The organism is Caulobacter sp. BE264 (assembly GCF_031457805.1).
Taxonomy (GTDB): Bacteria; Pseudomonadota; Alphaproteobacteria; order Caulobacterales; family Caulobacteraceae; genus Caulobacter.
This window is the reverse complement of sequence record NZ_JAVDXI010000007.1, coordinates 1-15,375: the sequence shown is the minus strand read 5'-3', so window position 1 is coordinate 15,375 and position 15,375 is coordinate 1. Positions and strand designations below refer to the sequence as shown.

The 15,375-nt window shown below is 68.5% G+C and carries 14 protein-coding genes and 1 pseudogene; 10 read left to right on the top strand and 5 right to left on the bottom strand.

The genetic code is table 11. The features are described from left to right. Positions 1–29: 29 nt before the first annotated feature. The 7 genes from J2X45_RS16325 to J2X45_RS16295 all read left to right on the top strand — a co-directional run bounded on the left by J2X45_RS16325 (position 30) and on the right by J2X45_RS16295 (position 7,310). On the top strand, positions 30–1,514 hold the full coding sequence (locus J2X45_RS16325; RefSeq protein WP_310216800.1) for a hypothetical protein: 1,485 nt from the start codon (positions 30–32) through the stop codon (positions 1,512–1,514). Beyond that, a complete protein-coding gene (locus J2X45_RS16320) occupies positions 1,511–2,428 on the top strand; it encodes a tyrosine recombinase (RefSeq protein ID WP_310216797.1) in 918 nt (305 codons plus the stop codon). The genes J2X45_RS16325 and J2X45_RS16320 overlap by 4 nt, the downstream gene beginning before the upstream one ends. Before the next feature lie 98 nt (positions 2,429–2,526). After that, positions 2,527–2,748 (top strand): alkylphosphonate utilization protein, encoded by a 222-nt coding sequence (locus tag J2X45_RS16315; protein WP_004621989.1) that lies wholly within the window; start codon positions 2,527–2,529, stop codon positions 2,746–2,748. Between the two features lie 50 nt (positions 2,749–2,798). Continuing rightward, on the top strand, positions 2,799–3,539 hold the full coding sequence (locus J2X45_RS16310) for a hypothetical protein (RefSeq protein WP_310216792.1): 741 nt from the start codon (positions 2,799–2,801) through the stop codon (positions 3,537–3,539). Positions 3,540–3,719: 180 nt separating this feature from the next. Continuing rightward, a complete protein-coding gene (locus tag J2X45_RS16305; RefSeq protein ID WP_310216789.1) occupies positions 3,720–4,721 on the top strand; it encodes an aldo/keto reductase in 1,002 nt (333 codons plus the stop codon). A 311-nt stretch (positions 4,722–5,032) separates the two neighbouring features. Next, a complete protein-coding gene (locus J2X45_RS16300) occupies positions 5,033–6,061 on the top strand; it encodes a mechanosensitive ion channel domain-containing protein (protein WP_310216786.1) in 1,029 nt (342 codons plus the stop codon). 190 nt (positions 6,062–6,251) lie between these two features. Further along, positions 6,252–7,310, top strand: coding sequence for a CoA ester lyase (locus J2X45_RS16295; RefSeq protein ID WP_310216784.1), 1,059 nt, complete (start codon positions 6,252–6,254; stop codon positions 7,308–7,310). Between the two features lie 8 nt (positions 7,311–7,318). On the opposite strand, the pseudogene J2X45_RS20370 reads toward J2X45_RS16295, so the two are convergent. The 4 genes and pseudogenes from J2X45_RS20370 to J2X45_RS16280 all read right to left on the bottom strand — a co-directional run. Next, positions 7,319–7,445, bottom strand: a pseudogene (locus J2X45_RS20370) (class I SAM-dependent methyltransferase); the annotation flags it as partial. Beyond that, entirely contained in the window at positions 7,446–7,871 is a 426-nt protein-coding gene (locus J2X45_RS16290) for an OsmC family protein (RefSeq protein WP_082749355.1), read from the bottom strand. It lies immediately after the preceding pseudogene. Between the two features lie 37 nt (positions 7,872–7,908). Next, positions 7,909–9,312 (bottom strand): cytochrome P450, encoded by a 1,404-nt coding sequence (locus J2X45_RS16285; RefSeq protein ID WP_310216781.1) that lies wholly within the window; start codon positions 9,310–9,312, stop codon positions 7,909–7,911. 100 nt (positions 9,313–9,412) lie between these two features. Then, positions 9,413–9,613, bottom strand: coding sequence for a hypothetical protein (locus J2X45_RS16280; protein WP_310216777.1), 201 nt, complete (start codon positions 9,611–9,613; stop codon positions 9,413–9,415). A gap of 278 nt (positions 9,614–9,891) precedes the next feature. Between J2X45_RS16280 and J2X45_RS16275 the strand changes: the two genes are divergently transcribed. From J2X45_RS16275 to J2X45_RS16265, 3 genes are all read left to right on the top strand, one after another. Then, positions 9,892–10,854 (top strand): acetyl-CoA carboxylase carboxyltransferase subunit alpha, encoded by a 963-nt coding sequence (locus tag J2X45_RS16275; protein WP_310216775.1) that lies wholly within the window; start codon positions 9,892–9,894, stop codon positions 10,852–10,854. A gap of 57 nt (positions 10,855–10,911) precedes the next feature. Next, entirely contained in the window at positions 10,912–11,337 is a 426-nt protein-coding gene (locus tag J2X45_RS16270) for a lysozyme inhibitor LprI family protein (RefSeq protein WP_310216772.1), read from the top strand. A gap of 65 nt (positions 11,338–11,402) precedes the next feature. Then, positions 11,403–12,380: a nitronate monooxygenase family protein gene (locus tag J2X45_RS16265; protein WP_310216770.1), complete on the top strand. Its 978-nt coding sequence runs from the start codon at positions 11,403–11,405 to the stop codon at positions 12,378–12,380. A gap of 48 nt (positions 12,381–12,428) precedes the next feature. Here the strand turns inward: J2X45_RS16265 and J2X45_RS16260 are convergent, their stop codons facing one another. Next, positions 12,429–14,924 (bottom strand): TonB-dependent receptor, encoded by a 2,496-nt coding sequence (locus J2X45_RS16260; RefSeq protein WP_310216767.1) that lies wholly within the window; start codon positions 14,922–14,924, stop codon positions 12,429–12,431. Between the last annotated feature and the right edge of the window lie 451 nt (positions 14,925–15,375).

Sequence of the window (15,375 nt, the reverse complement as noted above, 5' to 3'; positions counted from 1 at the left end):
TTCAGCGCCAAGTTTGCGAGAGCCCCATCATGCGTCATAACCGGTCCATGCCCCATTCGCTGCGTTTTCCGTCGCTGATCGCCCTGGCCGCCGCCCTGTCGGGCCCGACCCTGGTCGCCGCGCAGGAGGCGGTGCAGGTCAAGAGCCTGGCCGCGCCCGATTACTTCTCCAGCAGCCTGGCCGACACCGGCTTGCCGGCCGATCTCTGGAAGGACACCGCGCCCGATATCCTGCGCGACGCGCTGCCCCGCATCGGCGGTCCGCGCGGCCTGTCGCCGGCCTTCGCCAGTCTGGCTCGCCGGATGCTGTCGACCGGCGCCAACGCCCCGGCGCGGATCGGTGACGACGCCGAGATGGGCGCCCAGCGGGCCCTGGCCCTAATTGCGCTGGGCGAGGCGAGGGGCGTCGACGCGCTCTTGGATCGCACGACCGGCGCGGCGGGCAGTGCGTCTCTGTCGATGGCCGCTGCAGAGGCGGCGCTGATCACCGGCCAGGACGACAAGGCCTGCGCCGTGCAGGACGCCCTGACGGTGGATCGCGGCGGCGCCTACTGGCTGCGTCTGCGCGCCTTCTGCCAGCTGAAGGCCGGGCAAGAGGACGCCGCCCAGCTGACCTTCCAGCTGGCCCAGCAGCAGACCAAGGACGCCGACTACGCCCGGCTGATGGGCGCCGCGCTGGCGGGGACCGCGCCCGGCGCGGCCTCGCTGAAGAACGGCGTCAACTACGCCCTCTCGCGCCGCCTGAACCTCGATGTCCAGTCGGCCGCCGCCGTGGCGTCCGCCGCGCCGGCCCTGAAGCCGCTGACCAAGGCTGCGGCGGGCGATCTCGCAGGCGTCGCGCCCGGCGCGGATCTGACCGCCGCCGAGGCCTCAGCCCTGGCGTTCCTCCGCCAGGCCAAGACGCTGGCGGCCTTCACCGAGGCGGCGCAGGCCTCGGCGGGCTCGATCGCCGCGCTGGCGGGCGCCGGCGGACCGCTGCAGGATCCGGTGCTGATGGCCCGCGCGGCCGTGGCGGCGGGCGATCTGGCCAGCGCCCAGACGATCCGGTCGCGGCTGGTGCAGGACAGCATTCCCGGCGCCAGCGGCGCGGACCTGGCGATCCTCGACGCCCTGATCACGGCGGCGTCCGGCAGGACCGACAACCAGGTGCTGGGCGCCTTGGTCACGCGCGGTGCCGGCGGCGGCGCCCGCTCCCCGGCCCAGGCCGCCGCCCTGCTGCTGGCCAGCCTGGGCGGAACGCTCGACGCTGACGCGCGCGGGCAGGTCTACAATTTCGACGCCGGCAAGTCGGCGGCCCAACCGGCTCGCCTGCAACTGCTGGACGATGCGGGCGCGGCCAAGCGGGCGGGCGAGGCGGGCCTTGTGGCCCTCTCGATCGCCGCCGACGCCGGCGTCGCCGGTCCCGCGCCCGTGGATCGCGCGCGCATCGCCCGCGCCCTGCATCAGGCGGGCCTGGACGCCGACGCCCGCGCCATCGTCGTCGAGGGCCTCCTGGGGCTGGCCTACGCCAAATGAGCCAGGGCGAGGCCTGGGTCGATGCCTTCCTCGAGATGATGGCGGTCGAGCGCGCCGCCGCGCGCAACACCCTGACCGCCTATGGCAAGGACCTGGAGGACGCGCGCGGCTTTCTAGGACGCTCGGGCCACGACCTGCACGACGCCGACGCCGAGACCATCGAGGCCTATTTCCAGGACCTGGGCGCGCGCGGCCTGTCGCCCGCCACCGCCGCCCGCCGCCGCTCGGCTGTCCGGCAGTTCTACCGCTTCGTGCTGGGCGAGGGCTGGCGCGCCGACGACCCCTCCCGCCGCGTCGCCGCGCCCAAGGCCGGCCGTCCCCTGCCCAAGGTGCTGGAGCGCGAGGAGATCGAGCGCCTTCTGGTGGCGGCCTCCGGCAAGGACAGCGCCCAGGGCCTGCGGCTGGCCTGCATGATCGAGCTGATCTACGCCTCGGGCCTGCGGATCTCCGAGCTCCTGGCTCTGCCGCTGGCGGCGCTCGCGCGCGATCCGGCCTATCTGATCGTCAAGGGCAAGGGCGACAAGGAGCGGCTGGCGCCCTTGAACGACGCGGCGCGGGCGGCGGTGAAGACCTACTTGGACGCGCGTCCCGCCTTCCTGCCCAAGGGCGCCAAGGACAGCCCCTGGCTGTTCCCCTCACGCGGCGCGACGGGCCGCCTGACCCCGCGCCGGGTGGGGCAATTGCTGGAAGACGCGGCCATCGCCGCGGGCATCGACCGCCAGAAGGTCAGCCCCCACGTCCTGCGCCACGCCTTCGCCACGCATCTTCTGGAAGGCGGCGCGGACCTTCGGGTGATCCAGACCCTGCTGGGCCATGCCGACATCGCCACCACCCAGATCTACACCCACGTGGCCGGCGAACACCTGGCCCATATCGTCCAGACCAAGCACCCGCTGGGGCGGAAGAAGGGCTAGGGCGTCGCCATTGACGCGCAGCCCAGCCACCGCTTAGGAAAGCCCCCACGAAATCTACGGGTTTGCCCAGCGGCCGCCCACACCTCGAAAGGTCGGCCATGTCCGAAGAAACCCGCGACTCCAACGGAACCCTGCTGGCCGACGGCGACACCGTCACCCTGATCAAGGACCTCAAGGTCAAGGGCTCGGGCGGTGTGACCCTGAAGCGCGGCACGGTGGTCAAGAAGATCCGCCTGACCGGCGACCCCGATGAGATCGAGGCCAATGTCGACAAGGTCCGGGGCCTCGTCCTGCGCACCGAGTTCGTCAAGAAGGCCTAACTTAACCTTGGCCTGCTAGGTCTGGCCCCCAGACAGGCGGAGAACCGCCGATGGAGGCTGGAAGGCCGATGGTGACGGTGACCGGGCAGGCGGGCGCTTTGGCGCTGATGGCCTACGCCAAGAACGCGAAGAGCGAGCCGGCGATCGCGCTGGCCAAGCCGGTCTCGACGGCCGCGACGCCGGCCCCGAACTCGGCAGAGGCCAAGAAGGCGACCGAGGCCGCCGAGGCGATGGCCAAGCTCAAGAAAGACATGCGGCTGGGCAAGAAGAACGCCATCGGCGACGCCAAGGGCCGCGCCAAGGCCAAGCTGCAGCAGGTGATGGAGCGGCTGAAGCTGCTCAAGAAGATCTACGCCAACGACCCCAAGGCCATGGCCAAGGCGCTGGCCGCAGCGGCCAAGGAGCTGAAGGCGGCGGTCAAGGACTATGGCAAGGCGGCCAAGGAAGCCGGCGAACTCTACGCCCAGGACTTCGCCAACCTGCCCGACGCGGCGACCGACCCCGAAGGCGCGGCCGCCCAGCGCAAGCAGCTTGAAGACGAGGCCAAGATGGAGGCCTCCGGCGACATGGACTTCCTCAAGGAGGTCCGCAGCACGAGCAACGCGTTGAAGGACGAGCTCCAGACCGCCAAGACCAAGGGCATCCTGACCCAGCCGGGCAGGTTCGAGCGCTCCGACGAGGTCAAGGAAGCCGAGGACGGCCTCAAGGAGCTCGACGAAATGACCGAGGACCTGGATCAGCAGATCCGCCGCGACATGCCCCCTGGCAGCCTGATGACGCTGGCGGCCTGACCGACTTCGGCGCGCTCACCGCCTAGCGTCCGCTGGAGGTCTCGTGGTCAGGGCGCGGATTTGCGGCCACGCCGAGATGATTGCCTAATGCTCCAGATCGTTCGATCAACGCTAGGCATGGCCGCTGCTCCGCCCATCTTTGCGGGGCGGGCGACAGGGCTCGCGAAGGAGGAGCCTGCCATGAAGACGCGTGAACTGGGTGACGGCCTGAAGGTGTCGGCCATCGGCCTCGGCTGCATGGGCATGGGCCAGGTCTATGGTACGGCGCTGGAGAAGGCCGACGCACTGGCTTTGATGGCGCGGGCGGTCGAGCTGGGCGTGACCTTCTTCGACACCGCCGAGGTCTACGGCCCGTTCGCCAACGAGGAACTGGTGGGCGAGGGCCTGAAGCCCTTCCGCGACCAGGTGGTGATTGCCACCAAGTTCGGCTTCGACATCGGGCCTGAGGACCTGGGCCAGGGCATGGCCCGCGTGCGCGGCGTCAACAGCCGTCCCGAGCATATCCGCAGCGTCGCCGAGGCCTCGCTGAAGCGGCTGGGGATCGAGACGATCGACCTCTTCTATCAGCACCGCGTGGACCCCAGCGTGCCGATCGAGGACGTGGCGGGGACGGTCAAGGACCTGATCGCCGAGGGCAAGGTCAAGCATTTCGGCCTTTCGGAAGCCGGCGCCGCCACCATCCGCAAGGCTCACGCCGTCCAGCCGGTCGCGGCGTTGCAAAGCGAATACTCGCTGTGGTTCCGCGAGTTGGAGGCCGAGATCCTGCCGACGCTCCGTGAACTGAAGATCGGTCTTGTGCCCTACAGCCCGCTGGGGCGCGGTTTCCTCACCGGCGCGGTCAAGGCCGAGACGGTGGGCGAGGGCGACTTCCGCAAGGGGCTGCCGCGCTTTCAGGGTGAGGCGCTGGCCAAGAACCTGTCGCTGGTCGAGGCCCTGGCCGCCATCGCCGCCGACAAGGGCGTCACCCCGGCCCAGCTGGCCCTGGCCTGGATCCTCCACCAGGGCGAAGACATCGCCCCGATCCCGGGCACGACCAAGATCCACCGGCTGGAGGAAAACATCGCCGCCGCCGACGTGACCTTCACCGCCGACGAACTGGCCCACATCGCCGCCGCCGTCCCCGAGACCGCGATCGAAGGCGAGCGCTACAGCAAGACCGGCATGGCGATGGTGGGTCGCTAGGGGGCTGTTTCAGGCAACTCGACCTCGCAGGATAATGCCGGGTGGGTCGGGCTTCTGGAGGGAGGGCGGAGGCCGATCCCGACCCTAGTCGGACAGATCCTCCCCCGCTATGCGGGGGAGGTGGCCCAAAGGGCCGGAGGGGGCTAACGCGGGGCTTGCCCAGCTTGCCCCCTCAGTCGCTTCGCGACAGCTCCCCCGCATCGCGGGGGAGCATCTAACCTCCAATCTCCACCCTCAACCGACATCTGTGACGCCCGCCTCCCGGCCACCGCCCTTGATCAGCGCCGCCACCTGCCCCCACACTCCGGCCCATGACCGAGAACCCCCTCCGCACTCTCGATTCCTTCGAGCTGCTCAAGCTGGGCAAGGCGTCGGTGACGGTGGGGAGCCTTGCGGCGGGGCTGCTGATCGTGGCGGCGGCGCTGTTCGCCGCGCGACTGACTTCAGCCGGGCTGCGGCGCCTGCGCGAGCGGGCCGGGGGCAATGCGGCGTCGCTCTACATTGTCGAGAAGGTCGCCAGCTACAGCCTGGTCGTCGTCGGCGTCATGGCCGGCCTGTCGACCATGGGCGTCAACCTGACCTCGTTGACGGTGTTCGCCGGCGCCCTGGGCGTGGGCGTGGGCCTTGGCCTGCAAGGCGTAATCAAGGACTTCGCCTCGGGCGTCTCCCTGGTGTTCGAGCGCCTGGTGGCGGTCGGCGACTTCGTCGAGCTGCCCAATGGCGGGCGCGGCGTGGTGCACGAGATCGGGCCGCGCGCCACGCGCATCCGCACCAATGACAGCACCGATATCATCGTGCCCAACTCGGTGCTGGTGAACGATCAGGTGATCAACTGGACCCTGCGCGGCACCAATCGCCGTCTGCGGGTGCCGTTCGTCACTGCCTTCGGGACCGACAAGGAGAAGGTGCGCGAGGCGGTGCTGAAGGCCGCCAAGGCCGCGCCGTTCACCTCGCCCGACGACGCCACCCGCCGGGCCCAGGTATGGCTGGTCGGCTATGGCGAGAGCAGCTTGAAGTTCGAGCTTGTGGTCTGGCCCACGGTCGAGGCCGTGCGGCGTCCGGCGGCGATCTTTGCGGCCTATACCTGGCTGATCGATGACGCCCTGCGCGCGGCCGGCGTCGAGATTCCCTATCCGCAGCGCGACATCCGCCTGCGGGGCCTGTTCGGCGAGGAGGGCGAGGAGGCCATGGCCAGTCTGCGTCTCGAGCCCGCCGCGCGCCGGCGCAAGGCGTCCAAGGCCGCCCGGATCGGCTCCAGCAACGACGCCGCCGCCGACCTGGAACGCGAGGATCCGGAAGAAGCGCCCAAGCCCGGCGCGCCGCCGACTGAACGACGATAGAGCCCTTCAGCTTTGGGTGTAGTGATCCAAGGCTTTGAAGGGGGCTCTAAACCTTGGCTTTCGAGCCTGTTTATCAGGATGAGATGGTTCATCTCATCCCGACAGGCTCTGGGCTTGACGCGCATTTTGCGTCGCCGCATGGTTCTCGCAATTGCGAAATGATCCCCTCGTGAAGGGGACGAAGCGGGGAGTGACCGGCATGAAGACGCCGCGCGGCTTTTTCAAACCCTTGGCCATCGGCGCGCCGACGCCCTATCGCGAGCTGCCCGCCCGCGTGGAGCGGATGATCCACTTCGTGCCGCCGCACCTGGAGAAGGTGCGCGCCAAGCTGCCCGAGATCGCCCCGACCGTCGACGTGATCCTGGCCAATCTGGAAGACGCCATCCCCGCCGACGCCAAGGGCGCGGCGCTGGCGGGCCTAGTGGCCATGTCGCGCGAGGTGGACTTCAAGGCGCTCGGCGTCGGCTTCTGGACGCGGATCAACTGCCTGAACTCGCCCTGGCACCTGGATGAGATCGCCACGATCGTCGAGAAGGCTGGCGACAAGATCGACGTGATCATGGTGCCCAAGGTCGAGGGGCCGTGGGACATCTTCTACATGGACCAGCTCCTGGCCTCTCTGGAGGCCAAGCACGGCGTCACCCGGCCGATCCTGCTGCACGCCATCCTGGAGACCGCCGAGGGCGTGATGAACGTCGAGGCCATCGCCGCAGCCAGCCCGCGCATGCAGGGGATTTCCCTGGGTCCGGCGGACCTCGCCGCCAGCCGCGCCATGAAGACGACCCGCGTGGGCGGCGGGCATCCCGGCTATCGCGTCATCGAAGATCCGCATGCGGACGGTTCGGCACGCGTCTCGGTGCAGCAGGACCTCTGGCACTACACCTTCGCCAAGATGGTCGACGCCTGCGCCGCCCACGGCATCAAGCCGTTCTACGGCCCGTTCGGCGCGATCGACGATCCGGTCGCCTGCGAGCAGCAGTTCCGCAACGCCTTCCTGATGGGCTGCGCCGGCGCCTGGAGCCTGCACCCCAGCCAGATCGAGATCGCCAAGAAGGTCTTCAGCCCCGACCCGGCCGAGGTCGCCTTCGCCAAGCGCATCCTGGAAGCCATGCCGGACGGCACGGGCGTGGCGATGCTGGACGGCAAGATGCAGGACGACGCGACCTGGAAACAGGCCAAGGTCATGGTCGATTGCGCCAAGCAGATCGCGGGTAAGGACGCTGAGTATGCGGGGTTGTACGGGTTCTGAACCCTAAAATCCTCCCCCCAGCGGGGGAGGTGGTCCGAAGGACCGGAGGGGGAAGAGGCAGGATCAGCAGGCCTTCCCCCTCCGTCGTCTCTTCGAGCCGACACCTCCCCCGCTTGGGGGAGGATTTGCGGCGCGCTAGTTCCCCGCCACCGTCGTCACCACCTTGGCCCCCGCCGTCAGCAGCTTGTGGATCGGGCACTTCTCGGCGATCTGGAACAGGCGCTCGCGCTGCTCGTCGGTGAGGTCGCCTTCCAGGGTGATGATGCGCTCGAAGCGCTCGTGCGGCGTGGCGTCCTTGTCGAACGACGAGAACACCTCGACGTGCAGGCCGCTGATGTCCCAGCCCTTCTGGTTGGCGTAGAGGCGCAGGGTCATGGTGGTGCAGGCCGCCAGGCCCGCGGCGACCAGCTCGTGCGGATCGGGACCCAGATCAAGGCCGCCCTGCGCCGCCGACAGGTCTGCGACGATGGTCGCCGGACCCGCGGTCACAAAGGTCTGCAGACCGCCGTGCCCGCTGTCGGTGGCGGTGGCGAAGGGGCGGGTCGGGGTGGTCTCGGTCATCGGTCGGGTCCTTGGCTGGAGCGCTGAAGCTGGCGCTTCAGGCCTCCCCGTTCAAGGCTCGCGCTTGCGAGATCGGCGTCAGGGTGAAGTCCGGCTCGTGATCGGGACCCAGCGTGATCGAGGCGACAGGGATCACCGGCCGCTGGCTTTTCAGGCCGATCTCGAACCGGGCGAGCAGGGAAGCCAGGATGATCTGGGCCTCGGCCAGGGCGAAGCCGGCCCCGATGCAGACGCGCGGACCTGCCCCGAACGGCAGGAAGGCATCAACGCCCCACGGGTGCGGCTGGTCGAGGAAGCGGTCGGGACGGAACGTGGTGGGCGCATCCCACAGCTTACGGTGTCGATGGATGACCCAGGGGCTGATGGTGATCGTGCAGCCCGGAACAACCGGGCAGCCCAGCACCTCGTCCGCCTCGAGCGCCTGGCGCGCGATCATCGGCGCTGATGGATAGAGCCGCAGCGTCTCGAACAGCACCGAGCGCATTAGCGGCCAGTGCTTCAGGTCGTCCAGGCTGGCGACCCGCCCGGTCGGAAAGGCCAGGACCTCGGCGCGGACGCGGCCTTGAGTGTCTGGGTCCAGCGCCAGCAGATAGGCAGCCCAGAACAGCAGGCGCGAGGTGGTCTCGAAGCCGGCGGCCAGCATCGAGCTGCTCTGGTCGCGGATCTCCTGGTCGGGCAGGGGCGCGCCGTCCTCGGTCCGCGCGGCGAGCAGGCGGTCCAGCAGGTCGCGGACCTCGGCGTGCGGGTGGGCCCGCCGTTCAGCGATCAGGGCGTCGACCGCCGTGAACCAGCGCTTGCCGATCCGCCGCCGCTCGCCATCCATAAACAGCAGATCGTCGGCTCCCTTGGCCACGAAGTCCATCAGGTTGAAGTGCGCCGGCCCCTCCATGTAACGGCGGGCCAGGTCGGCCAGCACAGCGCCTTCGGCGTCCGCGCGGCGCGAGAAGAGCGCGCGCAGCACGGCGTCCAGGGTGGCGCGGTGGAAGGCCTGGGCCAGGTTGGCGCGATTCTGACCTTGCAGGGCTTCAGTCAGTCCGGCGCCAGCGGCGATGAAGTGGGGCAGCAGGCCGCCGGTCGCGGCGGGCGTGAAGACCGGGGCCAGGCTCTTGCGCTGCCGCCGCCAGGTTTCTCCCTCCGACATCAGGACGCCCTCGCCGACCAGCGGCTTGAGCGAACGGGCCGCCTTCACGGGGCGCTGATACTTCGGCGAGGTCAGGATCTGGCGGACGCTGGCGGGGTCGTTCACGAACAGGCCGTGCTGGCCCATGAACGTGTACGGCGTGACCAGGCTTTCGAAGTCTTCTTCGCAATAGGCCCCGATCAGGCTGCGCCCCATCTCCAAGGCGATACGCAGCTCGCCAAGCGCCGAGACGCCGAGCGGGCGAGGGTGGATCCTGGGGGCGGGGGGAATCAACGGCGCGGAGCGGACGATGGCGTCCATGGTGCAGCCTTCCGGATTTCAGGATCCCGCAGCGGGCTCCATCCGGACCGGCACCCTAGGCGCGTTCAGGTTGCGATGCAATAATTCATCGCGCGTTGAATTATGCGGCGACGGCCTGCGGGGCGAAGACATCGAACACACGTTGCGCGCCGCGCCACACTTCCACGAAGTCGCAGCGGTGGTGCATGTCCAGGAGCTCGAAAGCTCGCAGGCGCGCGGCTTGATCGTCCGCGCAAGGCGTAACGTCGAAACGGGGAACAGAGCCGTCGGACTCGACACAGAAAAAGGTGAACACCTGCATGGGAACGCTTCGCTCTCATCAGGCGGGGCCGCGCACGTTCGATGGCGGGGGCCGCAGGGCGCAGGTCGGCTTCCGCAACCTGCTACAAAACAACATAGGACTCTATGTCGCGATTCACCAGACCTAGAGAGTCTTGAATCGAGACTCACCTGGGGATCGATCCTGTGGATAAAACGAGGCGACAGCAGGGCGGTTCCCGGCCGAAATCTCGCCTCTTTCCCTCGGGGGATTTGGCCACTAGGTTCGCAGCCCTTCATCAACGGCGACGTTAAGAGTCCATGGCCGCTCACTATCTCGATTTCGAACGCCCCATCGCCGATCTGGAAAGCAAGATCGAAGAGCTGAGCCGGCTCTCCGAAACGGCCGGTCCAGGCGCGTTCGACACCGAGATCCAGGCCCTCCGCGACCGCGCCCAGGCGCTGCGCAAGGAGGCCTACGCCAATCTCGACGCCTGGCAGAAGACGATGGTCGCGCGCCATCCGCAGCGACCGCACCTGCGCGACTACGTCGCCGGACTGATCGACGAGTTTGTCGAATTACGCGGCGACCGTAAGTTCGCCGACGATCAGGCCATTGTCGGCGGCCTTGGCCGGTTCCGCGGTCAGCCGGTGGTGGTCATGGGCCACGAGAAGGGCCACGACACCACCACGCGCCTGAAGCACAACTTCGGCATGGCCCGCCCTGAGGGCTATCGCAAGGCTGTCCGCCTGATGGACATGGCCGAACGCTTCAACCTGCCGGTCATCACCTTCGTCGACACCGCCGGCGCCTATCCGGGCCTGGGGGCGGAAGAGCGCGGTCAGGCCGAGGCCATCGCCCGCTCGACCGAGCGCTGCCTGACCCTGGGCGTGCCCATGGTCGCCACGATCGTGGGCGAGGGCGGTTCGGGCGGCGCGATCGCCCTGGCCGGCGCTAACCGCGTGCTGATCCTGGAGCACTCGATCTATTCGGTGATCTCGCCGGAAGGCGCCGCCTCGATCCTGTGGCGCGACGGCGCCCGGGCCAAGGATGCGGCCACCCAGATGCGGATCACCGCTCAGGACCTGATTAAGCTGGGCATCGTCGATCGCATCGTCGAAGAGCCCGCCGGCGGCGCGCACTCCGACACCGAAGCGGCGATCCAGGCCGTCGGCGACGCGGTCGAGGACGAGCTGAAAGCCATGGCGGCGATGAGCGCCGCCGAGCTGAAGAAGCAACGCGCCGAGCGCTTCTACGCCATCGGCCGTTCGGGCCTGCAGTAGGCTTTTTCGAGCCCGGCGAAGCGGTTTAGGCTGCGAGCGATCTCTGGAGTTCGCCCGATGACCCGCGCCGCCGCCTTGTCTGTCCTGACCCTCGCGCTTCTGGTCGCCGCGCCGGTCGCCAGCGCCCAAGCCCCCAAGGCCGCCAAGCCCGCGAAGACGGTCTCCGCGCTGGATCGCTGCTTGGCGACGCCTGAGGGCCAGTCGACCTACGGCATGATCGATTGCATCGGCAAGGAGGTCGCCGTTCAGGACGCCCGCCTGAACCGCGCCTACCAGGCCGCTCTCATGCGGCTGGAGCGCCCGCGCCAGAAGGCCGCCCTGCAGAAGGCCCAGCGGGCCTGGATCGCCTTCCGCGACGCCGACTGCGCGGCTTATGTCGACGAAGACTGGGGCTCGCTGGCCCGTGTCGAGGCCAACCAGTGCGTGCTAGACCGCACCCGCCAGCGGGCCGATGAGCTGGAGCGCTTCCGGGCGGGCTATTAGCCCTTGCCTGACGTAGCGGGCGCCGCCGCATAGTCGCTCAAAATCCCGAGGGAGGAGAGGCGGCCATGGCCATCAAGACGCGTTTCACCGAGCTGTTCGGCGTCGAGCATCCGATCGCTCAAGGCGGCATGCAGTGGGTCGGCAAGGCCGAGCTGGTCAGCGCCGTCGCCAACGCCGGCGCCCTGGGCTTTCTCACGGCCCTGACCCAGCCGACGCCCGAGGCGCTGTCCAAGGAGATCGCCCGCACCCGCGAGATGACCGACAAGCCGTTCGGCGTGAACCTGACCATCCTGCCCACCATGACCCCGCCGCCCTACGCCGAGTACCGGGCCGCGATCATCGAAAGCGGGGTCAAGATCGTCGAGACCGCCGGCTACAAGCCGCAGGAGCATGTCGACGACCTCCGGGCCAACGGTGTGAAGGTCATCCACAAGTGCACCGCCGTCCGCCACGCCCTGAGCGCCGAGCGCATGGGCGTCGACGCCATCTCGATCGACGGCTTCGAGTGCGCCGGCCATCCGGGCGAGGATGACATTCCGGGGCTGATCCTGATCGCCGCCGCCGCCGACAAGGTGAAGATCCCGATGCTGGCCTCGGGCGGCATCGCCGATGCGCGCGGCCTGGTCGCGGCCCTGGCCCTGGGCGCCGACGGCGTCAACATGGGCACCCGCTTCTGCGTCACCCAGGAGGCGCCGATCCCGATGGCCTTCAAGGAGCAGATGGTCGCCAACGACGAGCGCCAGACGGACCTGATCTTCCGCACTTTGCACAACACCGCCCGCGTCATGCGCAACGCCGTCAGCCAGGAGGTGGTGCAAATCGAGCGGGCCGGCGGCGCCAAGTTCGAGGACGTCGCGCATCTGGTGGCGGGCACGCGCGGCCGCGATGCTCTGGCCCAGGGCGACACCAACGGCGGCATCTGGAGCGCCGGCATGGTCCAGGGCCTGATCCACGACATCCCGACGGTCAAGGACCTGGTCGACCGCATGGTCGCCGAGGCCGAAGCCCTGATCCGTGGCCGCCTGGCCGGCATGGTCGCCTAGAAACGGAGGAGGCCGGGCGCGGCGCAGCGCCCGGCCTCACTGGCTAAACTAGAAGCTCATCCGGGCGGACATCGAAACCGTGCGCCCGTTGACCGCCCGTCCAAGACCGATGCCGTTGGCCGGGACCGACGGCGTGGTGATCTCGATGAAGGCGACCTTGTCGAACAGGTTTTCGACATTCAGCATCAGCTGAACATTGTCCTTCAGCCGGTACTGGGCGAAGGCGCCGACCAGCGTGTAGCCGGGCATCTTCATCAGGTTGTTGTCCTGCACCCAGCTGTCGGTCACGCCGATGATGTTGGCGCCGACCGTCGCCTTGCCGAGATCGATCTGCGGCGTGGCCTGGTAGATGAAGTCAGGCTGGCGGCGCGGGACCTTGCCGGCGACGGCGGCGTTCAGCTTGTCGTTGACCAGCTCGGCGTCGGTGTAGGTGACCCCGCCCCGCACGCTGAACGGACCGTAGCGATAGGCGCCTTCGGCCTCCACGCCATAGGCCTTGTAGGTCCGGTCGGTGGTGATGGCGCCGGCCTGGACGTTGGTGTCTTCGGTGTCGGCGCTGAAGCCGGTGACGTTCACCGTGAAGTTCGAGGCGCGGTATTTGAAGCCGGCTTCGAACTGTTTGACGATGTCAAAGCCGTCGGCCTTGTTGATCAGGTGGCCGTCGGTGGTGCTGACCTTGGTCGAGAACAGCAGCTTGTCGGCCCCGGCCCGCGCCCCGCGGCTGTAGCGGGCGAACACCGCGAACGGCTCGGCGACCCGATAGTTCAAGCCCACCGAATAGCTGTAGTAGCCGTAGTTGTAGCGGACGGGCGCGGGGCGATCGAAGGGCGTGAAGGCGGTCTTGGATTCCGCGACGGAGATGACGTTGTCGCCGTTGAAGTCCACCGACGTGATGCCGATGCGGCCGCCGCCCAGATCCGCTCCATACAGCTCGCCGCGCACGCGGCCCTCGTCGCGGCGGAGGCTGCCTCCGATCGCCATCTTGCCGATGCGATAGTTCAGCGACCCGTAGGGTGCGGTGATGTTGTAGCGAACGTCGTAGCTGCGCCGGAAGAAGGCTGTGGGCCCCGAACGGTTGAAGCCCAGATAGCCGTTCTGGGTCTGGGGCACGCCGGCGGCGTTGGTGTAGTTGATCAGAGACGAGGCGCCGTCGGCCGCCACATCCTGGATGTGGTTACTGTACAGCCAGTCGCTGGTGTAGTCCTGCAGCGACTTGTAGACGCCGCCGGTCACGGTCAGCTCACCCTTGCCGACCCCAAAGGCGCGGGTGGCGCGCAGATCGTTGATGAAGTTGTTCAGCGATCGCGACTCGATCCGGTTCAGCGAGCTCCCGACAACCAGGCCGTTGCCGTTGAGCGCGCCAAGGTTGGTGATGGCCTGACCCGCGCGGGGGCCCGTGGCGTAGCTGAAGGTCCCCGTGCCGCCGCCCAGCGAGGCGGGCATGGCGGCGCCGGAATAGATGTTGGCGACCAGGTTGCGGAGCGTCCCGCCCTCGATGTCCGAGTAGCGGCCGCGCTGGGTGATCGTCCAGCCGCTGACCTCGAACTGCGACTCCAGGCCGATCGATTTGACCAGGGCGTTCATGCCCTGGCTGAGCGGCATTTCGACGGGCTTGTTGTCGGCGTCCAGCGTGATGAGCTTGCCCAGGTTGCCCGCGTTCATCGAGTCGCGCCGGACGTCATAGGTGTTGAAGCTGCCAAAGACCGGATCGTCATTGGTTCCGGTGATGCGAACCGGGCCGGGCAGGTAGTGCGGCGAGCGGTCATCCAGATACTTGCCCGACAGTCGGACGTAGCCGTTGGGCAGCTGTTTGGTGACGTTGAACTTCAGCTGGCCGCCCTTGAAGGCGTCGTAGCCGATCTTGCGAGGCCCTTCGCCAACCCGGTAGAAGCCGCCGACGTGGAAGCGCCAGGTGTCGTTGATGGGCGCGCCGTAGGAGAAGTCCACGCGCTGGGTGTCGTAGTCCAGGCCGGTGGTCAGAAGCACCGCGCCGCCCTTCACGTCGCCGGTCTTGGAGATCAGGTTGATCACGCCAGCCGGCGAGTTCGAGGCGAAGGTCGACGACGAGCCGCCCCGAATGGACTCGACCGCAGCCAGGTTGAGATCGGCGCGGATATAGATGTCCACGGCGCCGTTGAAGAAGTCGCCGAACTCCAGGACCGGCAGGCCGTCTTCCTGCAGCTGCATGTACTTGGAGCCGCCGGAGGCCAGCGGCAGGCCGCGGATCGTATAGGCCGAACTGCCGTCGCCCGTGGACGACTCGGTGCGAATGCCTGGCAGGTTGCGCAGCAGGTCGCCCAGCGACCGCCCGCCCGAAACCGCGATGTCCTTCTCGCGCAGGGCGCTGGTCGAGGTCGCGCTGTCCAGGCGATCGCGCCCCTTCGCGACGCCGGTGGAGAACACCTCTTCGCGGCTGGCCTGGGCGCTCGCCGCAGGCTTCGCCGCCGTGTCGCCGGCTGCCCCCGCGCGGCTTTCGGCCAGGGCGTAAGAGGGTGCGACAAATAGTAGCGGCGCTATCGCTGCCGAGACAAAGAACTTCTTCATAGCTGGCCGTTCCTCCGCTATTATTGTGAAGGTATATGGCCACGATGGTGCTTATAGTTTCGTAAACGTCAGGGCTGTGCGGGCCGCTTTTAACGAGTCGATATCCATACTATTCATGGGAAAGCGCCGCTTTTATTGATGTGAGGCGTTCTGTCGCAGTCTGATTTCTGTCGAGACGCTCCTGGTCGTGGCGCGATGCGGGCAGGGGGAGGGACTTGGCGCTTCAGAGCCGCGCCGCCGACGCTATGAGCGCAACGCTGCTTCCTGTGAACGGCGTCCCGGCCACGGTCGCCGGCCTGGCCCGCCAGCGGGCCTGAGGGGGGGGGGCGAAAACCCTCCCCCCCCCCCCCCCCCGGGGGGGGCCCCCCCGGGGGGGGGGGGGGGCCGCGGGGGGGGGGGGGGGGGGGTGCGGGCCCCGGTGGGGGGCCCCCCCAACGCCCGGGGGCCGCCC